Raw genomic sequence first — 24,120 nt, 5'->3', positions numbered from 1 at the left:
CACTTACGTTCATCAATCGTTCTAACTCCCTCAGTCGCTAAACTACGTTTCATTATCTCTCGAATAACTACTTATTTAACTCGTTTACTTTCACATATTGCTAGTATATTTACATAAATATGTCTATATATAGATCGAATTGTCACAACTCTTTATTTTAGAAAAGTTTCATTCTCAATGAAAAAGGATTATAATTAATTTTATTATTATATAAATATAAAATAATATTTATCCATTGATTAGTGTGAGTTATAGATTACTTTATAAAGGAGGTTCAAGAAAATGAACATAGACCAAATCAATCTTCAATTTAATAAGACAGTTACAAAATATGATTCTGTTTTAATTGTTTTAACCTATCAAGGACATCTTGTTTTTGTTAAAAATAAAAAAAGAGCATGGGATTAACAGGAGGTAAGGTAAACCATAATGAAACGATGAATGAGACAGCTATCAGAGAAGCTTATGAAGAGTCTGGCGCTGTCATCACTGAAAATGATATAGACTATTTAGGTTACTATATACTACCAAATGGCCATACCACTACAATTACAAAAGCTGAAGTAAGCTATTTTAAAGATATACCGAAATATTCAGAAACTACTGAAAGAATACTTACGAAAGAACCATTAGACAAAAATTTATTATCATTTCAAGATGGATTATATGAAGAAATCTTTAAATACTTAGGAGCATACCATGAATAAGGTAAAAAAAAGGGTATTTATTTAATATTATTTCCGTAGCAATCATGTCTTTAACCCCAATATTAAACAAATTTTCACTCACTGATTTATCACCTATTCAAGCAAGTTTTTTTAATGCTTTGTTTTCAACTTTAATATTATTAATCACTGTATTATTCGATAAAAGTAAAATAAAAATCTATCATAACAAATCTATATGGCTCTTAGGTATTACTAATACAACAGGTATTTTACTCCAATATGTAAGTTTAAGTTTGTTAGATCCAGTTAGTGTTGGATTATTAGGAAGATTTTATATTATATTTGCGTTGTTTCTTTCAGTTCTCTTTCTAAATGAAACGTTGTGCAAACACGATACCCTTCCTATAATTTTTGCTGTTATAGGTTCATTCTTGATTACTCATTTTTCAGGTGATTTTAACAGTATATTAGGTGTGATTGCCGCCCTATCTTATACATTCTTTTTTGCGCTAACGAATATGTTAGCTAAAAAGACCGTTAAAGACATTGATTCTAAAACCATCTTACTATACAATCAGGCGACTTCTACTTTGTTGCTAGGTATCATATTAATTGTGACTAATCATTTACATACCATACATATAGGCATAGGTTTGTTCTCTATTTTACTTTCTGCTTTGTGCAGTGGTGTAATAGGACTTTTATTATTTTATGAAGGCTTGAAATACATTTCGTTTCGTGAAGCGAATATTATAAGAACCCTCAATCCTATATTTGTGTTTATATTTTCTTTCCCGTTTTTCCCTTTACCATTAACACCTAAATTCATAACCGGTGCGATTTTAATCATTATTTCTATCATTTATATGAATCTATATAAAGATAAAAAAACGTCTTCATGATCACTTTTTCATTAAAAATGCGCCCCAACATTAGATCTCATTCTAACTTTGGGGCGTATATTAATTAGCGTATTTTATAAAATTAATTGAACTAACAAACTAAGAAATTATATTTATGTCCATCTGGGTCTGCAAAAGTTGCACCGTAATATCCTTGATAAGTCCCAGGCTCATCAATCACTTTACCGCCTAGCACTTCCACTTTATGCATTAACTCATCCACTTCATCAGTCGTTTTTACACCTAAAGATATGATGACTTCATTAGGTTGTTTTGAAACTGATTCATGCGTCACTTTTTCAAAATGGTTATTTTCAATTAAAATCATAATCGTTTGTCCGATTTTAATACCAACCATTTTGTCTAGCATATCTGGATTTTTATTAATCTCAAACCCTAAATTTTTGTAAAATTGCTCGCTACGTTCTAAATCTTCGACATGTAAATTAAACCACATTGACTGAGTCATAGTCTTCCCCCTCATTTTAAAAAAATTAAAAGTTCACTTCATTAATCCATTGTTCTAACGTTAAACGACCGGGATTGATCTCATCCATTTGATTAAAATCAATCACATACCCTTTTTCTTCTAGCCAACCACGTTCAGCCGTGCCACTTGAAAATGACCCTTTAATTTCTGTAGGTTTACCTGTCACCGTAGCAAATGTTTTTACAACTTCTTTTAATGTAAGTTCATCAGAAGCGATTTCAATCGCTTGGTGGTTATATTTGTCAGTATTCGTAAACACATTGGCAGCAATTTTAGCGATATCGATTGAAGAAATCATCGCAAATTTAACATCTCTATCGATAAATTCAGGAATTACAATTTCGCCATTCTCTACTTTAGTAATTCTTAAGAAGTTATCCATAAAGAACGAAGGCTTGATGATAGTGTAATTCAATGTACTGTCTTTAAGTTCATTTTCAATATCAGCCAAGGCTTCGAAATGTGGACCTGTACGATCACGATTGACACCACCCGCAGTACTATAAACAACATATTCGATATTTTGTTGTTCCGCCGTTTTAATTATCATCTTACCTTGTCGTAATTCTTCTTCTACATTGTCTACAATAATAGGTTGAACACTATAAACACCATATTGACCTTCCATAGCCTTTGTTAAGCTATCTTGATGACTTAAATCGCCTTCAAATATCTCTAAATGGTCATTACCGATTGAAGTCAACGTTTCATTATGTTGATTACGTGTAAAAGCACGAACATGCCAACCATCTTCTAATAATTGTTTTACCACAGCATTACCTTGTTTTCCTGTAGCACCAATAACTAATATACTTTTACTCATTATTTATCTCTCCTATTGTAAAAACCAATAATCTTCTTTTTCACCTTTTAAATACGTATAATCTTCAGGTTGAGCACCGTTTTGTCTAATGTTGTCATTGATTAAATCACGAACATCCCACACTAAGTGTATAAATGTTTGCAATTTATTGCCAAAGAAACCATTTGGGGCATCCATGTCTAATACCCTTTCCACTTCTTCAATAGAAATATTCATTTCTTGAGCAATATTTTCAATACTTAATGTTGATTCATGGAAATGTGCTTTCAACTCTTCACTCGTCACGTGTCTTTGATGTTTATTTAATGACATATTTACCCCTCTTTTCAAAAAATAAATTAATTAACCCTTTATATTTGTATTCATCATTAACAAGATTTATAATAAGCGGACAGTTATCCGTTTGTCAACGAAATCTATTTAAGAGGTGATATGATGCGTAAGGATGCATTAAAGAATCGACAACGTATTGAAGACAAAGCACTAGAATTATTTAATTCCGAAGGCGTTGAATATGTAAGTATGAATAGAATTTCTAAGGAATTGAATATTGGTATGGGTACACTCTATCGTCACTTCAAAGATAAAAGTGACCTATGCTATCGCATTATCGAACATGACTTCGATGACATTATGACACAAATGCTAGAAATCAAATCACACTATGCATCTAAAACTGATATCATGGCCCATTCGCTGGATATATTTTTAAAATTTAAAACGGATAATAGTGGTTTATTACATTGTATTGAAGGTAAAGATAATGCCCAGTTGTTCCGTGAAAGTGACTTCTTCAAACATTTGAATCAATATTACTTTGATTTATTTAATGATTATACAGACGAATCTTGGGCAATATTTAAAACAGATATGCTATTAAAATCTTTAACAACTGAGACCTTTGAATTTCAAAAAAACGAACGACAACTTTCTAATGAAACATTTAGAAATAATTTAATCAAACTATATTTACCTACAGAGGTGACGAAATAATGGAAAGAATCACGTTAATCACTGGCGGCAACAAAGGGTTAGGCTTTGAAACTGCGAAAGCACTAAAGGAACAAGGACATAAAGTTTATATTGGTTCTCGTGATGAAGCACGCGGTCAAAAAGCTGCTGAAGCACTTGGCATAGATTATGTGCAACTAGATGTTACCGATGACGCTTCAGTTCAAAATGCTTATAAAACCATTGAAAATAAAGAAGGTCGTTTAGACGTATTAGTCAATAATGCAGGCATCTCTGGTGGTTTCGCTAAACCTGCTGATTTAACTGTTGAAGACGTGGAGAAAGTGTATAACACAAACGTCTTTAGTATCGTACGTATGATGAACACCTTCATACCACTTCTTGAACAATCTGAACAACCTGTTGTAGTCAATGTAAGTAGTGGTTTAGGTTCATTCGGCATGGTAACAAACCCTGATACACAAGAATCTAAAGTGAATTCATTAGCTTATTGTTCATCAAAATCTGCCGTAACGATGTTGACCGTACAATATGCGAAGGGATTACCGCATATGCAAATCAATGCTGCAGATCCAGGTTCAACCAACACGGATTTAGTTGGAGATTTTAGTAACAATTCTAAACCTGCATCTGAAGGCATCATCCCTATTGTTCAACTTGCAACTATTGATACAGATGGCCCTACAGGTACCTTTATTGATGGCAATGGCACTATGCCTTGGTAATTTTGAATAATTATTTAAATTTTAGGAGCAGTTTGGGGCATAAATAATATAATAATGCTATTTAGCAAATTCGCAGTAGCTGACTGAACTGAAAAGGCGCTTAAATCAAGCTTTTCTCAGTTCTAGTCACCCTTGCGGGGGTCGGACAACGAATTCAAAAGAATTCTGTCCCACTCCCATTAACTTTGAAGAACATTATGTTGTAGAAGAAATTCAAAAGGAAACAATGAAACATATGTCCGCTGACCCTAAGGGCGTGCCAATGAAAACAATGCTTGAAGGTCTTGAACAAAAATCTGGTTTCACAGATGCAGATGAAATATCACACCACGACAAACGTATTGAATTTATGGATAAACATGATGTTGAAATGCAAGTATTATCCTATGGTAATGGTGCGCCATCAAACTTAGAAGGACAACGCGCAATTGATTTATGTAAAAAAACGAATGATACATTAGCAGAATATATTGAAAAATATCCAGATCGATTTGTTGGGTTTGCGACGTTACCAATTAATGAACCAGAGGCAACAGTTGAAGAATTTAAACGTTGTATCAATGACTTAGGGTTCAAAGGTGCCTTAATTATGGGACACCCTAAAAACGGTTTCCTTGATCAAGATGCATACGAACCATTATTCGCCGCCGCGGAAGCATTAAACGCGCTGATCTATTTACATCCATCTCCAGTACAAAGTGACGTGTATCAAGCGTACTACAAAGGGAACTATCCAGATGTAACAGCAGCTACATTCGCTTGTTTCGGTTATGGTTGGCATGTTGATGTAGGTATTCATGCAATTCATTTAGTACTTTCAGGTATATTTGATCGTCATCCAAACTTAAATATTATTATTGGACACTGGGGCGAATTTGTACCATTCTTCTTAGAACGAATGGATGCCATTTTATTTGCAGATCACCTACAACATCCAATTAGTCATTATTTCAAAAATAATTTCTACATTACACCAAGTGGTATGTTAACGAAACCACAATTTGATTTAGTCAAAGCAGAAGTCGGTATTGATAGAATCTTATATTCAGCGGATTATCCATATGTAGAGCCAGAGCAACTAGGAACATTCTTAAGCGAACTAGGTTTAACTGAAGAAGAACAAGAGAAAATAAGTTATACCAATGGTGCTAAATTATTAGGCTTAGATAAATAATTGGGTTAATACAATCTAAGCTTAAATCATATCGATTCAATATTTTATCTTAAAATTAATTTTTATCGGAGGTTTTATAAATGGAAACATTAGAATTACAAGGCGCTAAATTACGTTATCACAAAGTGGGCAATGGTCCTGTTATCATCTTCATCCCTGGTGCAAACGGAACTGGAGATATCTTCATGCCACTTGCACAACAATTAAAAGATAAATTCACAGTTGTCGCTGTAGATCGCCGCGGCTATGGTCAAAGTGAATTAACTGAACCACTTCCTGAAGAAGCAATTAATCCAGATAGTCGTTACCGTGTTAAACGTGACGCACAAGATATCGCTGAATTAGCGAAATCACTAAGTGATGAACCCGTTTACGTATTAGGTTCAAGTTCAGGTTCAATCGTAGCAATGCACGTTTTAAAAGAACATCCTGATGTCGTAAAAAAAATCGCATTCCACGAACCACCAATTAACACATTTTTACCAGATGCGACATATTGGCAAGATAAAAACGCTGAAATCATTGATATAGCGATTAATGAAGGTATGCCTCAAGCAATGAAATTATTTGGCGAAACATTACAAATAAGTAAATTAGATCAACAATACATGTCAAAACCAGCTCAAGCTGAAAATGATGCTGACAGTAAAAAACGTTTCGATGAAATGTTAGGTTGGTTCAAATATGAAATTCGTCAATATACAGAATCTGATATTTCAATTGATGATTTCAAAAAACATAAAGACATCATTACTTTATTAAATGGTACAGCTTCAAAAGGTTCATTCCCTCAAGAAGTTAACTTCTTCATTTCTGAAGAAACTGGTATCAACATCATCGACATTCCAGGGGGTCACTTAGGATACGTTCAAGAACCTGAAGGTTTCGCTAACGTATTACTTGAAATGTGGGATTAATTTGAATTAAAGGAGTGTCATTTTAGTGCTTTTCACGAGAAATAAACCTTATACGAATGAAACGTTACTAGCTAAAGAAGATATTCTTGAGCTCATTCAATTTGAACGTTTCTGTCGTGATAATGCCCTATGGGAAAGCATGGAAACATGTTTCGCAAATAATTCTTATATCAATATTTCATGGTTTAAAGGTAATGGTAGTGAGTTTGTCGCTTCATCTAAAGCAATGAATCGCTATGCCCCTCATCAAATCCATAATTCCCAAGTTTGGATTAATGACACACGTGCTGTAGCAATTATGCAAGCGACCATTCAAACACGCCTTTCTATTCAAAATGTTGAAATGGAATTACAATCAGATGCCAAATTAGTATATTGTCTCGAACAAGATAAACAAGGCGTTTGGTATATTACACGTCTTGAATGTATATACGAGAAAGATAGCTTAACACCGGTTAAACCAACGACGATTAATTTGCCAAAGGGTGACTTTGCAGATTATCGTCCAAGCTATGCTTGCTTATCTTATGCATTAAATGCCATTGGCTATGATGTGAATAGTGAGCTACAAGGTATTGATAGACCGAACGAAGTCAATGCCTATTATGCTGAAATTGATGATTGGCTAACTTTTAAAGAAAAAGAGAAAGAAGCGTAATAAAATATGAAGAAAATTGATTTACATGCACATTATATATCACCTGGATTCTCGAAATTTCTAGATGATTATTTCGACGGCAAAGGTGATGGCGTAGCAACACCGAAGTTCTCACCTGAAGGTTATTTAGCATTAATGACACGTATGGACATTGAATATGGTGTGCTATCTATTTCGAGCCCACATATCAGTGTGGCGCCAGATGAAGAAATGATTGACTTAGCTAAAGAAGTCAATGCGTATGCATCTGAATTTACACACAAATATCCAGAGCAATTAGGTTTCTTTGCGACGTTACCACTACCATTGGTTGAAGAAAGTATCGCCACGATTGATACCGCATTAGATCAACAAGGTGCTTTAGGTTTCACCTTGCCTACAAATGCACGAGGTATTTATATTGGTGATGACCGCCTAGATAAAGTCTTAGCTAAATTAGATGAGCGTCATGCCGTTGTTGCACTTCATCCGAATGAACCTAAGCCGAATATCGAAGCAATGAGCGACGTTGTTCCTGCACCATTAATGGAATTCATCTTTGATACCACACGCACAGTCATTTATATGAGCCAAAATAATGTGTTTAGCAAATATCCAAATATTAAGTGGATTATTCCACATTGTGGTGCATTACTTCCTGTCATTGCGCAACGTGTTGCAATGGGTAATAAGATGTTTGGAAGTGAGCGTCAACCTGATGATTTAGAACAAGTTATGAAAGAGTTATACTTTGATTTAGCTGGAAAAGTCTTACCTTATCAGCTTCCAAATATTGCTCAAAGTGTAGATATGAATAAAATTGTATATGGTTCAGATGCTCCGTATACAACAGATCAAGTCGTTACAATATTAGCAGATGAATTGGAAACAACTGAATTCATCTCACGACATGAACTTGAAAAAATGTTATATGATAACGGCAAACAATTATTAAAAACAATTAAAGAAGATTAAAAATTACGGAGGCACAGGTACATTGATACCTATGCCTCCATAATTTTTTTCTATGCTAATATTTCATCCATTGATCGGTTCACGCTACTTGCGTACATTCCACCAAATTTAAGTAAATGAACCATAAATAAATATAATCTATAAAATTCTAAACGTTTACGTGCACCTTTTCCCAAAGGATAATGTTTCTCATATTCATCATAGAATGCTTGGGTAAAGCCACCGAATACCGTCGTAATACCTAAATCAAACTCTCTATCTCCATAGAACGGAGCCGGGTCGAATAGCGCTGGACGTCCATCCGTTAAAAACATGTAATTGCCACCCCATAAATCTCCATGTAACAACGATGGTTTGCTGTGATGATCCTCTAATTCATTTACCATCACAGTACGGACTTGTTCATATACTTTATTATCTTCGGCATTCCATAACCCTTTACGCATCAGTTCATCTCTCAAGTGATCCATACGACGTTCGACAAAGATTTCAACCCATGACTCTGACCATGAATTATCAAATGAAATATCTCCACCCTCATGTGGTAAATCGAATCCAAATTGACCATCTTGTTGTTGCTGGCTATGCATTTTTGCTACTAATTGTCCTAATTCACGTTGGCTACCATTTGTTCCTTCATCTAAATAACTTAATATCAAGAAAGCATCCCCATTGATTTCACCACTATCAATGACACGTGGTGCCGTTATACCTGCGTGTTCAAATGCATTGAGTCCAGCAATTTCAGCTGCATAGAATGACTTATCTCGATTACGCTGAACTAACAAGAAATACACATCATCTGTAGTCGTTACTTTGAATGCCTCATTGACATCTCCACCACTGACTGGTGAAATATCACTGATTTGGTCTAATGGTAGCTGTGCTTGCCAATCTTTCTTCATGATGAATCCTCCTTCGCATACATCTTCTTACTATATTATATTTCCTGAAAATGTGTTAACTAATCGTATGTCCTTATATCGATTTTAGTTAAGGCAAATTTTCAAACAGTCTTTAAATTAACTATGCAATTATTGTTGAACATGCTAGTCTTAGAGGGGAATGTTTTTTCAATGATATTAAATGAGGATAGTAAGCCTCAAATACAATGAAATAGGAGCATTATTATGTATAAACTAATTAAACCACTATTATTTAAATTTGACCCTGAAAAAGCACACGGTATGACGATCGACGCTTTGAAACTCGCACAGAAGCGTGCTTTCTTATTACCTGTGATGCATAAACTATTTAATTATGAAGACCCATCATTAACGCAAACAATCAAAGGTATTACATTTAATAATCCAATCGGCTTAGCTGCAGGCTTTGACAAATCTTGTGAAGTCCCTAAAGCACTTGAAAATGTTGGCTTCGGTGCACTTGAATTAGGTGGTATTACTCCAAAACCTCAAGATGGCAATCCGAAACCACGTATGTATCGTCTAGTAGAAGATAATGCCTTAATTAACCGTATGGGCTTTAACAATATTGGTATGAACCGTGCGTTATGGAATTTACGTCGCCATTCATACACAATTCCTGTTGGCTTAAACGTTGGTGTAAACAAAACGACGCCATACAACGATCGCTATCAAGATTACATTAAAGTGATTGATACGTTTAAAGCAGATGTATCCTTCTTTACAGTTAATATTAGTTCACCAAACACTGAGAACTTACAAAGTTTCCATGATAAAGATGAGTTTTCAATGTTATGCAAAGCATTAAAAGATTTCAAAGCGCATACAGAAGTAAATGTCCCTATTTTCTTAAAATTAACTTCTGATTTAGAGCTTGATGGATTTAAAACGATTTTACCAGCGATTACTGAAACATTTGATGGTATGATTCTAGCGAATACAACACGACAACGTGATGGTTTAACATCTGCGAATAAAGTAGAAGACGGTGGCTTAAGTGGGCGTCCCCTTTTCAAAAGAAATTTAGAATTAGTGAAATGGGCATACCAACAAACTAAAGGTGAATTCTTAATTATCGGCACAGGCGGTATATTTAGTGCTAAAGATGCCATTCAAATGATGCGAAATGGTGCCTCTCTCGTTCAAATTTATTCGTCATTAGTTATCGAAGGTCCTAGATTAACTAAGAAGATTAATAAAGACATCGCTGCATATTTAAAACAACATCGATACAACAATGTAAGTGAAATCATTGGTTTAGATGCCAAATAATAATGGTGATATAGCTTTACTTAATTTTAAAAAGTACTATACTAAAGCCAAAGATAACTAGTTTACCGGAGGGGTATGCGTATGACTGCAGAAGATAAAGATACTAAACACAATGCAGACCAAGCGTCTAAAAACCAAACGCAATCATCTAAACCGAATCATCAATCATCAAATGATGATAATAGCATTGGCTATAATGGCGAAAAGAAGACCGCACTTGATCTTGAAATCGAACGCGAGTTGCTTGAAATGATGGAAAATGAAGATCCAGAACCTGAGAAACAAAAAAAAGGATTAAAAATTGCAGGTTTGCTTTCTGCATTTGTGATTGCCGTCTTAGCTATTATACGGTTTATTAATCGAACATTATAAAACAAGACTCCTAATTTGAAATGCTTCAACTTCAAATTAGGAGTCATTTTAATTAAAATTGTTGTAAAAAATCTTTCGCTTCTTGATTGATTTGTTTGAAATCTATCCCTTGTGCCATCGCAGCAAAGACACATCCACAATAGCATTGTCTAAAAATGTGATAGTCATTACACATTTCTATTGAACGTTCATATCCTTTATTCTTTTTAAAGTCACTTGGTAAATAGTTCACATCATATAAATGTTGCACTTCCATCCCTAACTCGTTAATTAATTGCGCATTCTTTTTAGGGGATAATGTAAGGGCACTACCAAAGTAATCATAGCCGTATTTCACAGCAGCTTCAGCAACAAGCTCTAAACGCATCTCAAAACATGCAGTACAACGTAAGCCACCTTCTGGTTCTTCAGTAAGTCCACGCGATTTCGCCATTTTCATAAATTCATGCGGCTTATATTCCGCTTCAATATATTTCACTTGCTTTCCAGTCTTCTCATTAAAATCTTTAACGAATTGTTCTTGAACCTTAGCACGTCTTAAATATTCATTTTTAGGATGGATGTTAGGATTAGCAAAGTAAATCGCCACATCAGCATACTCTGTTAAATATTCTAACGTGTATGTGCTACATGGCGCACAACAACTATGTAGCAATATTTTAGGTCTCAATCCTTCCCTTTCCCATTGAAGAATTAATTTTTTCAGTACTCGATCATAGTTGATTTTTTGATTTTTCATTTTAGCAATAATTGGATCCGCGTTTAACATAAAATGACTCCTTAAATATTATATAAATTTATTATATAATACTTAAGGAGCCGAATCATCGTTAATATTCTTTTTTCAACATCATCATGTAATAAATAAACATGACACCTCCGAATAGCACGCCAGAGATGACACATCGGATGAATTGCGCTTTAAAGTCAAACCCGTCATTAAAAATATACGGAAAGATAACGCCAGTAATAATAAACATCATCACTGCAAAATAAACAACTAAAAACGCGCATTTTAATGCAAGTTTCTTCACCCAATATTTATACGCTTCTGCAGAAGTCGCTTTTAACTCATCTAAACGATTTCTTCTATTAATCCATAGAGAGGCAAATGTTAAAATAACACTTAATACTAATAAGCACACCGTTCCGAAGCTTACTGTTTCTCTCATCATATCTATAATCAAACTAACTGTACCTAAAATAACTATTAATATATAGGTTATTAAAAACATAACCGCTAATTTATGTTCAAGGACACCTTGTTCACGCTCATCTCGACCTGTAGGATTTTGTGTAAACCAATTGAATAACGCATTACTAAATTTATTCATTCTTTATACGCCCCTTCATTGTATGCCTTAACAATTTTACGCTTACCAGCAAAATAACTGACTAAACCGAAAATTAAAGATGCCATCAAATTAATCGTTATAAAAAATCCTAATTCAATCTTTTGATCAGAAAAATATAATCGCATTAAATTAAGTAAACTCATAATGACACCGAACATGATACCACCGAGTAAACAACTTAACTTATGCTTTTTTAACACCCTTTGATAGGCTTCTTTAGTATAAACTCGATTTTCATCTAAATGATGTTTTCGAATACCTATCGATAAGACTATATTCACAATAAAGAACAAAATGAATACACCAATGGTTGGTATATTAACATGCTGCACAACATAATCATTGATTAAACTAATGAAAGCTAATATAAGCAAGCCAAAATAAGTAATAACAAAAGTTGTCGTAACATGTGTGTATAGCATTTCTTTTTCTCGCTCATCACGTTCAGTCATTACGCCGATGAGTCGATTAATCGTTTTATCTCGAAAATTGGTCATCTTTGATCACCTCAAGATTATTAATTACGGTATATGTAAAATATAAACGACATTTCTGCATATGTCAAATATAGACGACACAAAGATTCTATTTAGATTGCTTAACATCAAGTGTTATGCTACAATAATTGTAATAAAAAACACCTAGATCGTTTGAGATTTGGAACTAGGTGTAAAAATAAAGGACATATTACTGACTTATAGGTAAGCCAATATGTATCTCCAATTTCTATTATTGGGCTAACGTTTTCTTAATTGTGACTTAAGAAAACGTTATTTTTTATACTTTATTTCAAATATTAAAATAATTATATAACCCAAGATACATAGAATGTCATTTAATGGGAGATGAACCGTTATATCTATTGTCATCATGCTCTCCCCCTCTCTCCCAATTGGATTTATAGAGTTAGAGATACATAACAACGTAATAGGTTCCCTCATTTTTATGCGTTTCATTATACATCGTATGCTATGATATAAAACTCAATAATATATGTTTAATTCAACAATCTATAAAAATCTTTTTAAATTGAAAAAGCTCCTAATCACTAATATCAGTAATTAGAAGCCATACATTATTTATTAATCTCTCTTTGTATTATTGTAGCTGGACCATTATTAACAATATCGTAAAAATATTGAATTAAATCTTCTTTAGGGATACGGTTACCATCCTCAACCCAATGTCTTAAGAATGATAGTCCTGCACCTGATACATAACTCATAAAATAAGAAAATGGAATACCACTAATATCACCCTGTGTATTTGTAAAACTATTTAAATAGTTCGTTAGCAAGCCATATAATTTTTCATGCAATTTAGACGCTGTCCCTATTTTGAACATTAATTGATAAAATGCTATATTATCCTCAATATGTGCAATCAGAAATTCCATGATGTGTCTTAAATCCTCTGTTGAGAACTTCCCGCCACTACTTTGTTTGCTTTCTTTAATAAACGTACGCACTACATCTACGTGTTCGTCTTCCATTTTGTCTAGCAAATCGTATTTATCTAAGTAATGCGTATAAAACGTACCGCGATTAATATCAGCTAAATCAGTAATTTGTTGTACAGTAACGTCATTGAAATCATACTTATGTAATAAATTGATAAATGCCTTTTTAATCGCTTGTTGTGATTTCCTAATTCTACGATCTTGAGTCATTTTATAGACCTCACTTTACATGTTTGTTTTTGTACAATTATACCGACTTTGTTGGTTTTCGTACAATTACCCAACCATGGCATACACATGAACACGAACAAAAAGTTAACCCAAATGAAATCGTGCCAGTTGAAATAGAATTATTACCATCAGGAACATTATTTAAAAAAGGTGAATCTTTAGTAGTTGTTATTAAAGGTAACGAAGTTATCAAAGATAATAGCACACCTTTACCTAATATGAAAACACGCTATGAACATGAAGATACAGTAAACAAAGGTCGTCATCTTGTATATACTGGCGACAATTATGATTCACACTTAATCATTCCTGTAATTGAATAATTATTTAAAGTAAAACAAACATTAAATACATTCCCTATCTCAATACCTAAATCATCATAATGATGAACAAGCGTTGATCCGAACAAATGCATGGCGAAGGCTATAATGACAAAGAAAATCATGATGCCATAAAAACTCGCTATACGCAGTGTATGATTCACACTATATTTCGAAATTAAGTATATTGATGATGTTATAAGTAAAATCGTAGAGAACGCAATCAATATACCACTGAAAATATAGAACTCAAGGAAAAACACAACAAGTCCTAAAAATAGCACACTGACTGACAGTGTATTGATCAATATATAATCTGATAATACCTTTTTAAATAAAATACGTTCTACGATCATTAAGCGAATAACGCCAAATGTTACGACAAGTAAAAACACAAGCGCTAACAGGATTGTTAATACGTATTTCAAGATAATTGTTGCAGTATCAACAAAATAACCATCAAATAAACTTGCTGAAAATATGTGTAAAAACATTCCCAATATAATCAAACCAATAACGACTAATGAAGCAAGTAACGTATGGCTAAATGAATGTTCCCCTTTAATTACAGCATCATGAGCAGTAAATGCTTGTTTAAAAAATGACTTACTTTCATTAAATGTTGTTTTCACTTTCAGTGTGAATGGACCTTCAGCATAACGGTGTTCATAAGACATATATCTATGTGCAAATTCACCATGTTCATACGCATTATCACGTTGTGTTTCATTGAAACCTTCTTGTTTAACTGTTTTAGAATGCGTTGCAGATTGAATCTCCGAATTGACTGATTCTGTTGTTGATTGCGTTGATTGGAGCGTTGAATCATTTAATTTCTTACCACAACTACCGCAATATTGATCTCCTGGTTGATATGTCTGACCACAATTTGGACATTGCATTAGGGCTACCTCCATAAATATAAAATTCTAAGTCATTATACCATTATTTTATATTGTGTCATATATTATATTTTATAAATTAAAAAGGGAGCGGGACAGAATTCTTTTTAAATTCGTCGTCCCACCCCCGCAAGGATGACTAGAACTGAAAAAAGCTTGATTTAAGTGCATTTTCAGTTCAGTCAGCTACTGCGAATTTGCAAAATAGCTTCATTATATTATTTATGTCCCGGACTCTTTTAGGTATGATTATTAGTTACTCAGCTTCTCTAATTTCTGCATCAACATCCGCATAATCAATTTCTGTTTCTGTAAATGTTTTATTATTGATTGGGAAGTGTTGTTCAAATGTTTCAAAGTTTTGAATTTCCACTGTGACATCATCCACTTCAAAATCTAATACATGGCCGCCAAAGTTGCGATCATCATTAGCGAAATGAATATGAAAACCAGCAGACCCAATACCATGGAATAACTCAGGTGTGAAGAAACCAATGATTGTTCCCTTAATATCTTCACGTGTTTCCTCTGGTTGTCTACGTGCTGAATCAATCAATCTAGTATACGGTGGCTCTTGTTTAGGCATCATACGTACATGCATTTTTTTAAATGTGCCACTTATTTTCACTGCAGAAAATAGATTATCACTTAACATATGTTCCTTAACTTCATTTAATACGTTTTCAGAATCCTTATCTGAGGTTTGATAAGATTGGTCTGCTTCAAAACGTGTAATCGTTGCGTATGGTGTCATTTCATCGCCATTCAATTTCTTAAATTCTTTATGTTCATTGGCATGAAATGCTTCACCATTTAAAAAGATAACCTCACCATTAGAACCAGTTAATGTCGCTAGCCCTGAATCACCATGTTCTAATAGTTCATTGATAGATGCAGTTCCTTCTAATAGACCTGCCATTAATGTACCTAACGTACCATGTTGATATAATACGTGACTCATTGAATATTCACTCCTAAGTTTGTTTATCTAAAAATTAATTTAAAGAATCTGGTAATACATTTGTTGATAACTTGATATTATCTTTATAATTAACTGGAATATCAATTAATACTGGGCCATCAGTTTCATAGCCTTCTTTTAATGCTGCTTCTAATTCTGCTTGGCTAGTAACACGTAACCCTTTAGCACCAAATGATTCAGCATATTTCACATAATCAACTGGTCCAAATTCAACACCAGCTGAACGTTTATATTTCATTTCTTCTTGGAATTCTACCATATTATATTTACCATCATTCCAAATTAATTGGATGATGTTTAATTTTTTACGTACGGCTGTTTCTAAATCTTGACCTGAGAATAAGAAACCTCCATCTCCTGCTACTGACACAACTTGAGTATTTGGACGTACTAGCGCAGCTGCAATTGCCCAAGGTAAAGCAACACCAAGTGTTTGCATACCATTACTAAATAATAAGTGTCTTGGGTTATAACTTCTAAATTTACGTGCCATCCAAATATAATGACTACCCACATCAACAGTAACTGTAGTATCGTCAGTTAATGTGTTTTGCATTGTTTCAATAATTTCTAATGGATGCATCACACCATCTTCATGAGTGTATTTAATACCTGTTGCTTCAATAACATCTGCTCTTAAACGTTCTAAGTCATCTAAACGACTTTGATTAATGATTGGTTCATGCACATTCTCAGATAATAATTGAATCGTACCTACAATATTACCAATTAATTCTTTTTTAGGACGTAAGAAGTTTGTAATTTCGGCTTGTACTTCATCAATAACAATGATTTCTGTTTCAAGTTCTTTGTTCCAGTTACTTGCTTCATATTCAATTGGATCATAGCCTATTGTAACGACTAAATCAGCTTTTCTTAATAATTCGTCACCCACTTGGTTACGGAATAATCCTACACGTCCGAAGAAGTGATTTTCTAACTCACGGTTAAGCACACCTGCACCTTGGAATGTTTCAACAACTGGTAAATTTGTTTTCGCAACTAATTGACGAATGGCTTCTGTTTCTTTCTCACTTGAACTTCTCATACCTACTAGCAACACTGGGAATTTAGCATGTTTTATCGCTTTAATTACATCTTGAATGTCTTCTAAATTTGGAACACCTAATTGTGGTTGTTCACATAAATCAATTGCTTTAGATGTTACAGGTGATTCGATAACATCTTGCGGAATACTGATAAAACTTGCACCATTTTTACCTGAAGTCGCTGTACGGATAGCGTTTGTCATTACTTCAGAAAGAGACTCAGGATCTTGTACTTCTGCGCTATATTTTGTAGATGATCTTAAAAGAGAAGCATTATCTACTGCTTGATGTGTCATACGTAATAAGTCATTACGTTTAACTTGGCCACCGATAGCCAACACTGGATCTCCTTCTGATGTAGCAGTTAATAATCCAGTTGTTAAGTTACTCACGCCTGGGCCACTTGTAACTAATGCCACACCTGGTTTACCAGTTAAACGTCCGATTCCTTGCGCCATCATAGCAGCATTTTGTTCATGGCGTGTCACAATAAGTTCTGGACCATCATCTTCAAGTGCGTTAAAGAGATAATCGATTTTTGCTCCCGGAATACCAAATACATAATCCACATTATTATTTTTTAAAGTATCAATGACCATATCTGCAGCAGAGTAGTTTTCTTTAGTCATCTAAATTCATATCCTTTCAAAGTCCAATTATTTTTTAATATTAAAAAGAAGCCACATACATGTCTATTTTTAAGGGAAAAAGAGGGAAAGACTTAGTTACATGAGTTGTGGCTTCTTTATATTTAAAGTTACTTCATTATTTCATTGTTGCTAGTAATCTCAGTTAGGGATGCATATTCAAATGCGAGATGGGAGTCTTCTATTTATGTCAAGAGGTGTAACAAATCATAAAGTTCAACACTTAAGCGTTGATACAATATAAGGGGATGGATTTATTACACATAATAGAAGCATTTGAATATGATGTAACTTTATTACATGACTCATTATAGTATGTGCGTAACTATTAATAAAATACATATTTTCGATAGAACCTATTCCATAATGGAATAGGTCAACAAAGTTTAATTTTTTAGTAAAAAGCAGCTAAAAATAGGTCTAATTACTTGACTTATTCTAAGTTTTTAGCATAATATTCTCAGCTAAAAGACCACTTTTTATATTTTAAGTATAATTTTACTCTTTTTAGTTGTTTTTATTTCTTTTTAATCTGTTATAATCAAATCTATCATTTAAAATTTCCTTGTTATACTCTGTCATTTTATGAGAAGTAAGAAAACTTAAAATTTTCAGAAATTTTAGACAAAAATATAAAGTTTTATGCTAAGATAATAAATATTCTAGAGCTAACAAGCTAATCTTATAACTCATTTTATTAAGTAAGTGGAGGTTCATGATTATGGCCAGTTTTTTCAAAAATTTAACTCGAAAAGAAGATCCCACAATCTATCAAAATAAAGATGGGCACTTGAAACGTACATTACGTGTTCGAGATTTTCTTGCATTAGGTGTTGGTACAATTGTATCAACTGCAATATTCACATTACCTGGTGTTGTTGCAGCTGAACATGCAGGTCCTGCCGTTGCGTTATCATTCTTATTAGCAGCAATTGTAGCAGGTTTAGTTGCCTTCTCATATGCTGAAATGGCATCAACTATGCCTTTCGCTGGTTCTGCGTATTCTTGGATTAACGTTTTATTTGGCGAATTTTCAGGTTGGGTAGCAGGTTGGGCACTTTTAGCTGAGTACTTTATTGCCGTTGCCTTTGTAGCATCCGGATTCTCAGCAAATTTAAGAGGACTTATTTCCCCTTTAGGTATTGTATTGCCTAAAGCATTATCCAATCCGTTTGGCGCTGATGGTGGCGTCATAGACATTATCGCGGCTGTAGTTATCATTATTACTGCAATTATTTTATCACGTGGTATGACTGAGACTGCACGTATTGAGAACATCTTAGTTATCTTAAAAGTATTAGCAATTGTATTATTCATTATCGTAGGTTTAACAGCCATTCAAGCATCCAATTATGTACCATTTATCCCAGAACATAAAGTCACTGAAAATGGTGATTTCGGTGGTTGGCAAGGTATTTATGCTGGGGTTTCAATGATATTTTTAGCTTATATCGGCTTTGACTCTATTGCAGCTAACTCTGCAGAAGCAATCAATCCGCAAAGAACCATGCCACGTGGTATTCTTGGTTCATTAGCTGTAGCACTTGTGTTATTCGTAGGTGTAGCATTAGTATTAGTAGGTATGTTCCATTACTCTAAATATGCTGGCAATGCAGAGCCTGTAGGTTGGGCACTTCGTCAAAGTGGTCATGGCATTATCGCGGCTGTCATTCAAGCAATTTCAGTAATAGGTATGTTCACCGCTTTAATTGGTATGATGTTAGCAGGATCACGTTTACTTTATTCATTCGGTCGTGATGGTTTATTACCATCATGGTTATCTAAATTAAACCATAAGCACTTACCAAACAGAGCACTTTTAATACTTACTATTATTGGTGTATTAATTGGTTCAATGTTCCCATTCGCATTCTTAGCACAACTTATTTCTGCCGGAACATTAGTTGCATTCATGTTTGTATCTCTTGCAATGTATCGACTAAGAAAACGTGAAGGTAAAGATTTACCCGTACCGTCATTTAAAGTACCGTTCTTCCCAGTACTACCAATTATTACATTCATTTTAGTATTACTTGTATTCTGGGGATTAAGCTTCGACGCTAAACTATATACTTTAATTTGGTTTGTCGTTGGTATCATCATCTATTTAAGTTATGGTGTTCGACATTCTAAGAAAAATGAAGAAGAAGAGTACATCGTACCGAAAGATTAATATCATCAAATAAATTGAAAAGGTAGCGAGACAATGATGCCATTGTCTCGCTACCTTTTCTTGATGTATTACCATCCTTGTCCATCTATATTATAGTTGTCTAATTGTCCATCTTGTAATGCTTGTAACGCATCTTCTATCGTATCTAACGCATAGTCTAATTGTTCATACGTAATGACTAATGGTGGCTGGAAACGAAGCACATTGCCAGCTACTGCAATCAGTACAAGACCATGATCAAAGCAATAATTACATATCTTTAGCGCTTCTTCTGAGGCTCTCGTTTTCATTTGTTTATCTGACACTATATCAACGCCAATAGATAAACCTTTACCACGTACATCTCCGACAAATTGATAGTTATCAACCCATTTGTCCATTCGGTTGCGTACATAGGCGCCTTTTTCCGAGCTAGCAGTTAGTAATGCCTCATCTTCAATCATTTTCAATGTTGCTAAAGCCGCTTCACAACTTACAGGATTGGCACCAGTGGTAAATAGATGCGCCGGTGCTTCAAGCGTTTCAATGATTTCTTTGCGACCAACAATCGCAGACATCGGTAACCCACCAGCTAATGATTTGCCAAATGTGATTAAATCCGGTGTGAAATTAAAGTGATCAATTGAACTCCATGTACCTGTGCGCCCTAGTCCTTGTTGGATATCATCTACAGCAATTAAAATGCCATGTTCACGACATAATGATTCTAACGCCTCAAAGTAACCCTCTACTGGCTCTAGCAAACCACCATCACCTTGAATCGTTTCTACGACAATACATGCAACTTCTTCTGCTGGCACATATTTGGCGAACATTTCTTTAAGTGGTGCAAGATACGCTTCTACTGTATTAGGATTAGGTTGTTCATACATACCTCTATACTTATCTGGAAACGGAATATGATAAAAGCCATTTAATAAAGGACCATAATGCTTGCGCATATTTAAGCTAATGGCTGACATCGATAGTGACCCAAATGTTGAACCATGATAGGCATTCGTAAAACTAATGATATACGGTCTACCAGTATACGCTCTCGCAAATTTAATAATGCCATCATTGGCGTCAGATCCACTCAATCCAAACGTCACACGTTTTTCATAATCACCTGGCGCAATATCACATAGTTTCTTAGATAATTTCACTGCTGGTTCATGATACATATATGCAGGTGTATAATGAATCAATTTCTCAGCTTGTTTCTGAATCGCTTCAATTACCGGTTTAGGTGCATGCCCTACATTTTGCGAGCTCGCGCTTGCTAATAAATCAATGTATTCTTTACCATCCACATCTACGAGTGTCGCACCATAACCATGATCAATGGCTAATGGGTAATATTTAATTCTTCCTGATGCCGCAAAGTACTTCCCATCTTCTTGTATTAATTCCTCTGCTTTACTCATATTGACTCATCCTCCCATAGTCGACCATCCCTTTTACATCCCTCTCTTTGAAAAGTCTCCGGCCATCTTAATAAACAATGTTTCATTGATAATATTCAATATCTTACTAATAATTATCAGATTTGTAAATATTTTCTGAATAATCAAAATAATTATAATTTGCTATTTTTAGTATTTTTGATGATAAATATTTATTAAAAAAATGAGGGAGCGGAACAGAATTCTTTTAAATTCGTCGTCCGCTCCCATTTTGCTTTGCTTGTAGGATTATTTACTTTCGTAAGGAATGACATCGTCTCCATATTCTTTTTGAATATAGTCTTTAATTTCTTTAGATTGCATGACTTTTAATAATTCTTGGAACTTCTTATCATTTTTATGTCCTTCTTGAACTGCGATAATGTTGGCAAATGGTGATGATTTACCTTCCATTACAATTGCATCTTTAGACGGTTTTAAACCATTATCAATAGCATAGTTAGAATTCATAATGACTGCTGCACCTTCACCGTTTTTATATGTTTTAGGTAAAAACTCAGCACCTTGTTGATGATTAAATTTTAAATTCTTTTTGTTTTCTGCAATATCTTCAAACTTGGCGTCTTCAATTTTGACACCTTTTTTCAACTTAATCAGACCTTCATCTACAAAGAAAGATAAAAATCGTCCTTCCTCTGCAGGGTTATTTGAAACATAGATCGTTGATCCTTCAGGAATGTCTTTCAAATGTTTATATTTTTTACTATAGACACCCATTGGCGTTGTGAATACTTTACCTAATTCTTCTATTTTATAGCCATGACTTTTCTTCTCAGCTTTTAGATACGGTACGTGTTGGAAGAAGTTAGCATCTACATCGCCTTTATCTAATAATTTATTTGGTACTTTATAATCATTAACCTCTTTAACTTCTAGATCATAACCTTTTTTCTTTAATTGTTCTTTAGCTTTCTTCAATACATCTCCATGGGGTGCAGGTGAAGCAGCAACTGTGATTGTCTTATCATCCTCTTTATCTTTGCCACATCCTGCTAACACGATAATTAAAACTAAAATACTGATCATACTTAACCATTTTCTCATGTATATCGACACCTCTTTTTTAAAATGATTCAACTACACTTCAACTCTTAAATAGTTAGAAGACATAAAAAAATACTTTCTATTATTTAAGAGAAAGTATCGATACACTTTCTCTTATCTCTTAAAGTATTGTCTACTTTATGTGAATTAGCACCATTTCGTTACACGACGGTTGCTGGGCTTCTCAGGGCACATCCCTCCACCACTCTTGATAAGAGTTAACAAGTTTTATTGAATTGATATTATATTAGCATTGGATCAAGCTTGGGTCAATATCATTTTTTGAATATTCTAAATTTTTAAAATGTGTAAGTTGTTTTACTGTAGGGAATAGCTTGTTAAACACATTCGAAGGGTTGATGATTATGTTACGTTACAGCTATCACTTACTTAGTGCATTGTTCATTAGTATTTTATTATTACTTATCATGTTTGTCATGGATGTGGTGATGCATACGACACACCTTACTTTGCTATTAATCAACATTGATTTCATCGCAGATCCTAATAAGACACCACTTATTTTAGAACTTTCAATTCATATCATTATTGGATTTTGTATTTACATAACGTTTCTAATCATTTATCTGTTATTCAAACCTTTATACAAATTAAGTTATCTCTTATTAATGATTATTTTTCTAATCTTATACCCATTACTTATTACGTTAGCTGAACGTACACTGTTCCAATTTAATTGGGTAGAGTATGCCTTATGGATGATCGCACACTTGATATTCACTTTATTGATGGCATGGTCGATTCCTTATTTTTCTAAAAAGAAATGGTAAGTTGATAACTATGCATGTTATATAAACAATCGCTTATAGTCATTAAAACATTACTATTGTAAATTTAACTTTACAAATACGCCGTTCTTTAAGCTAATTTAAAGTTTCAATATGGTTTACTTTAATCCCCTATTTTAATTAAATCTGAGTGTTACACTAATGTTGTAAAAGATAAATAATGAAATGGGGTTTTCATTGTGGTGAAGGTTTCTCTATTTGCGTCAACACTTTTAACAAGTACGGTAATATTATCTGCGTTTAACGGACAACATGCACTCGCAGCTGATGTAGTGACGAAGGGCAATGCACAAGAAATTGCTTCGGAAGCATTATCAAATAGTGGTGGTAATCCAGATTTACAAAACTTTGACAAAGCAATTGATAAAGGGGACTATTTCAAAATTGAAAGCCACAATAAGGCAAATGCTGGTATAGGTGTCTATAAAGTTTATAAAAATGGCCAAGTCGAATATAAAAATGATAGATACAGTAACTTCAATCGACTTCAAAGTGGAGAAACATATGTTGAACACGGTATTGCGAATGCCGCTGAATTAGATGACCGACAAGAAGCAGCGACAAAAGTCAATTCCGTAGATTGTGCACGTGAATTAAATACTTACTATGTTGGTAACGTTAAATCTAATGAAGTACCATCGTCTCAATCAGATCAAAAGCAAGAAAACCATCATAGTACAGATGATCAATCTTCATTACCTGAAACTGGTCATTCAGACAGTGAACAATCCACTCAATTATTAGGTAGCATTTTCTTATTACTAGGCGGTGCGTTAATAGCTAAACAATCTCATAAAAAAATCTCATAGAAAAAACACGGGAGTGGGACAGAATTCTTTTAAATTCGTCGT

At 33.9% G+C, this 24,120-nt stretch carries 27 protein-coding genes, 1 pseudogene and 1 riboswitch; of the genes and pseudogenes, 15 read left to right on the top strand and 13 right to left on the bottom strand.

Annotated elements, in window-relative coordinates:
* Window positions 1-282 precede the first annotated feature (282 nt).
* From HMPREF3239_RS12610 to HMPREF3239_RS12760, 3 genes are read left to right on the top strand one after another with little or no spacing between them, the layout of a single operon-like run.
* On the top strand, window positions 283-408 hold the full coding sequence (locus HMPREF3239_RS12610; RefSeq protein ID WP_256323736.1) for a hypothetical protein: 126 nt from the start codon (window positions 283-285) through the stop codon (window positions 406-408).
* Window positions 399-707, top strand: a complete 309-nt coding sequence (locus HMPREF3239_RS03995) for an NUDIX domain-containing protein (RefSeq protein ID WP_239469304.1) — start codon at window positions 399-401, stop codon at window positions 705-707. The genes HMPREF3239_RS12610 and HMPREF3239_RS03995 overlap by 10 nt, the downstream gene beginning before the upstream one ends.
* A 44-nt stretch (window positions 708-751) precedes the next feature.
* On the top strand, window positions 752-1,570 hold the full coding sequence (locus HMPREF3239_RS12760; protein ID WP_070854800.1) for a DMT family transporter: 819 nt from the start codon (window positions 752-754) through the stop codon (window positions 1,568-1,570).
* 91 nt (window positions 1,571-1,661) lie between these two features.
* Here the strand turns inward: HMPREF3239_RS12760 and HMPREF3239_RS03985 are convergent, their stop codons facing one another.
* Genes HMPREF3239_RS03985 through HMPREF3239_RS03975 form a run of 3 tightly spaced genes read right to left on the bottom strand, consistent with a single transcriptional unit; the run spans window position 1,662 to window position 3,195 of the window.
* Window positions 1,662-2,039: a VOC family protein gene (locus tag HMPREF3239_RS03985; RefSeq protein WP_053016375.1), complete on the bottom strand. Its 378-nt coding sequence runs from the start codon at window positions 2,037-2,039 to the stop codon at window positions 1,662-1,664.
* 25 nt (window positions 2,040-2,064) lie between these two features.
* Window positions 2,065-2,883, bottom strand: a complete 819-nt coding sequence (locus tag HMPREF3239_RS03980) for an NmrA/HSCARG family protein (protein WP_070854798.1) — start codon at window positions 2,881-2,883, stop codon at window positions 2,065-2,067.
* 12 nt (window positions 2,884-2,895) lie between these two features.
* Window positions 2,896-3,195: a DUF2316 family protein gene (locus tag HMPREF3239_RS03975; protein ID WP_053016373.1), complete on the bottom strand. Its 300-nt coding sequence runs from the start codon at window positions 3,193-3,195 to the stop codon at window positions 2,896-2,898.
* 123 nt (window positions 3,196-3,318) lie between these two features.
* Between HMPREF3239_RS03975 and HMPREF3239_RS03970 the strand changes: the two genes are divergently transcribed.
* From HMPREF3239_RS03970 to HMPREF3239_RS03945, 6 genes are all read left to right on the top strand, one after another.
* Entirely contained in the window at window positions 3,319-3,876 is a 558-nt protein-coding gene (locus HMPREF3239_RS03970; protein WP_070854795.1) for a TetR/AcrR family transcriptional regulator, read from the top strand.
* Window positions 3,876-4,580, top strand: coding sequence for an SDR family NAD(P)-dependent oxidoreductase (locus HMPREF3239_RS03965; protein WP_070854793.1), 705 nt, complete (start codon window positions 3,876-3,878; stop codon window positions 4,578-4,580). Before HMPREF3239_RS03970 ends, HMPREF3239_RS03965 begins: the two co-directional genes overlap by 1 nt.
* A 226-nt stretch (window positions 4,581-4,806) precedes the next feature.
* The gene (locus HMPREF3239_RS03960; protein WP_070854792.1) at window positions 4,807-5,754 is read left to right on the top strand and encodes an amidohydrolase family protein; all 948 of its coding nucleotides are present in this window, start codon (window positions 4,807-4,809) and stop codon (window positions 5,752-5,754) included.
* A gap of 80 nt (window positions 5,755-5,834) precedes the next feature.
* A complete protein-coding gene (locus HMPREF3239_RS03955; protein ID WP_070854790.1) occupies window positions 5,835-6,671 on the top strand; it encodes an alpha/beta fold hydrolase in 837 nt (278 codons plus the stop codon).
* 25 nt (window positions 6,672-6,696) lie between these two features.
* Window positions 6,697-7,329, top strand: coding sequence for a nuclear transport factor 2 family protein (locus HMPREF3239_RS03950; RefSeq protein ID WP_070854788.1), 633 nt, complete (start codon window positions 6,697-6,699; stop codon window positions 7,327-7,329).
* A 6-nt stretch (window positions 7,330-7,335) separates the two neighbouring features.
* Window positions 7,336-8,283, top strand: a complete 948-nt coding sequence (locus HMPREF3239_RS03945; protein ID WP_070854787.1) for an amidohydrolase family protein — start codon at window positions 7,336-7,338, stop codon at window positions 8,281-8,283.
* 50 nt (window positions 8,284-8,333) lie between these two features.
* On the opposite strand, the gene HMPREF3239_RS03940 is transcribed toward HMPREF3239_RS03945, so the two are convergent.
* Window positions 8,334-9,188: a fructosamine kinase family protein gene (locus HMPREF3239_RS03940; RefSeq protein ID WP_070854786.1), complete on the bottom strand. Its 855-nt coding sequence runs from the start codon at window positions 9,186-9,188 to the stop codon at window positions 8,334-8,336.
* 225 nt (window positions 9,189-9,413) lie between these two features.
* Between HMPREF3239_RS03940 and HMPREF3239_RS03935 the strand changes: the two genes are divergently transcribed.
* On the top strand, window positions 9,414-10,481 hold the full coding sequence (locus HMPREF3239_RS03935) for a quinone-dependent dihydroorotate dehydrogenase (RefSeq protein WP_070854785.1): 1,068 nt from the start codon (window positions 9,414-9,416) through the stop codon (window positions 10,479-10,481).
* Between the two features lie 81 nt (window positions 10,482-10,562).
* Complete coding sequence (locus HMPREF3239_RS03930) at window positions 10,563-10,853, top strand: hypothetical protein (protein WP_070854784.1); 291 nt, start codon at window positions 10,563-10,565, stop codon at window positions 10,851-10,853.
* Between the two features lie 52 nt (window positions 10,854-10,905).
* Here the strand turns inward: HMPREF3239_RS03930 and HMPREF3239_RS03925 are convergent, their stop codons facing one another.
* The 4 genes from HMPREF3239_RS03925 to HMPREF3239_RS03910 form a co-directional block, all read right to left on the bottom strand.
* A complete protein-coding gene (locus tag HMPREF3239_RS03925) occupies window positions 10,906-11,622 on the bottom strand; it encodes an epoxyqueuosine reductase QueH (RefSeq protein WP_070854783.1) in 717 nt (238 codons plus the stop codon).
* Window positions 11,623-11,683: 61 nt separating this feature from the next.
* The gene (locus HMPREF3239_RS03920) at window positions 11,684-12,187 is read right to left on the bottom strand and encodes a hypothetical protein (protein ID WP_070854782.1); all 504 of its coding nucleotides are present in this window, start codon (window positions 12,185-12,187) and stop codon (window positions 11,684-11,686) included.
* A complete protein-coding gene (locus tag HMPREF3239_RS12595; protein ID WP_239469303.1) occupies window positions 12,184-12,705 on the bottom strand; it encodes a hypothetical protein in 522 nt (173 codons plus the stop codon). The genes HMPREF3239_RS03920 and HMPREF3239_RS12595 overlap by 4 nt, the downstream gene beginning before the upstream one ends.
* A gap of 578 nt (window positions 12,706-13,283) precedes the next feature.
* Window positions 13,284-13,877, bottom strand: coding sequence for a TetR/AcrR family transcriptional regulator (locus tag HMPREF3239_RS03910; protein ID WP_070854781.1), 594 nt, complete (start codon window positions 13,875-13,877; stop codon window positions 13,284-13,286).
* Window positions 13,878-13,939: 62 nt separating this feature from the next.
* Here HMPREF3239_RS03910 and HMPREF3239_RS03905 point away from each other — a divergent pair.
* A pseudogene (locus HMPREF3239_RS03905) lies at window positions 13,940-14,221 on the top strand (CocE/NonD family hydrolase C-terminal non-catalytic domain-containing protein); the annotation flags it as partial.
* Here HMPREF3239_RS03905 and HMPREF3239_RS03900 read toward each other — a convergent pair.
* The 3 genes from HMPREF3239_RS03900 to alsS all read right to left on the bottom strand — a co-directional run bounded on the left by HMPREF3239_RS03900 (window position 14,185) and on the right by alsS (window position 17,780).
* Window positions 14,185-15,120 carry a zinc ribbon domain-containing protein gene (locus tag HMPREF3239_RS03900; protein WP_239469302.1) on the bottom strand — a complete coding sequence of 312 codons (936 nt, stop codon included), beginning with the start codon at window positions 15,118-15,120 and terminating at the stop codon, window positions 14,185-14,187. The pseudogene HMPREF3239_RS03905 and the gene HMPREF3239_RS03900 sit on opposite strands and share 37 nt — an antisense overlap.
* A gap of 256 nt (window positions 15,121-15,376) precedes the next feature.
* Window positions 15,377-16,081 carry an acetolactate decarboxylase gene (budA, locus tag HMPREF3239_RS03895; protein WP_053028893.1) on the bottom strand — a complete coding sequence of 235 codons (705 nt, stop codon included), beginning with the start codon at window positions 16,079-16,081 and terminating at the stop codon, window positions 15,377-15,379.
* 34 nt (window positions 16,082-16,115) lie between these two features.
* Window positions 16,116-17,780 carry an acetolactate synthase AlsS gene (gene alsS / locus HMPREF3239_RS03890; protein WP_070854779.1) on the bottom strand — a complete coding sequence of 555 codons (1,665 nt, stop codon included), beginning with the start codon at window positions 17,778-17,780 and terminating at the stop codon, window positions 16,116-16,118.
* Between the two features lie 739 nt (window positions 17,781-18,519).
* Between alsS and HMPREF3239_RS03885 the strand changes: the two genes are divergently transcribed.
* Window positions 18,520-19,971: an APC family permease gene (locus HMPREF3239_RS03885; RefSeq protein WP_070854778.1), complete on the top strand. Its 1,452-nt coding sequence runs from the start codon at window positions 18,520-18,522 to the stop codon at window positions 19,969-19,971.
* A 68-nt stretch (window positions 19,972-20,039) separates the two neighbouring features.
* On the opposite strand, the gene HMPREF3239_RS03880 is transcribed toward HMPREF3239_RS03885, so the two are convergent.
* Both HMPREF3239_RS03880 and HMPREF3239_RS03875 read right to left on the bottom strand, forming a co-directional pair.
* Window positions 20,040-21,377: an aspartate aminotransferase family protein gene (locus HMPREF3239_RS03880; RefSeq protein ID WP_070854777.1), complete on the bottom strand. Its 1,338-nt coding sequence runs from the start codon at window positions 21,375-21,377 to the stop codon at window positions 20,040-20,042.
* 267 nt (window positions 21,378-21,644) lie between these two features.
* Window positions 21,645-22,460: a MetQ/NlpA family ABC transporter substrate-binding protein gene (locus HMPREF3239_RS03875; protein ID WP_070854776.1), complete on the bottom strand. Its 816-nt coding sequence runs from the start codon at window positions 22,458-22,460 to the stop codon at window positions 21,645-21,647.
* 111 nt (window positions 22,461-22,571) lie between these two features.
* Window positions 22,572-22,678, bottom strand: a riboswitch (SAM riboswitch).
* A gap of 141 nt (window positions 22,679-22,819) precedes the next feature.
* On the opposite strand from HMPREF3239_RS03875, the gene HMPREF3239_RS03870 reads away from it, so the two are divergent.
* Window positions 22,820-23,251: a hypothetical protein gene (locus HMPREF3239_RS03870; protein WP_176747943.1), complete on the top strand. Its 432-nt coding sequence runs from the start codon at window positions 22,820-22,822 to the stop codon at window positions 23,249-23,251.
* Window positions 23,252-23,448: 197 nt separating this feature from the next.
* Window positions 23,449-24,078, top strand: coding sequence for a cell surface protein (locus HMPREF3239_RS03865; RefSeq protein ID WP_070854774.1), 630 nt, complete (start codon window positions 23,449-23,451; stop codon window positions 24,076-24,078).
* Window positions 24,079-24,120 lie beyond the last annotated feature (42 nt).

The sequence above is a fragment of the Staphylococcus sp. HMSC34C02 genome, from assembly GCF_001838705.1.
Lineage (GTDB): Bacteria > Bacillota > Bacilli > Staphylococcales > Staphylococcaceae > Staphylococcus > Staphylococcus borealis.
This window is presented reverse-complemented; position numbering and strand designations above follow the sequence as displayed.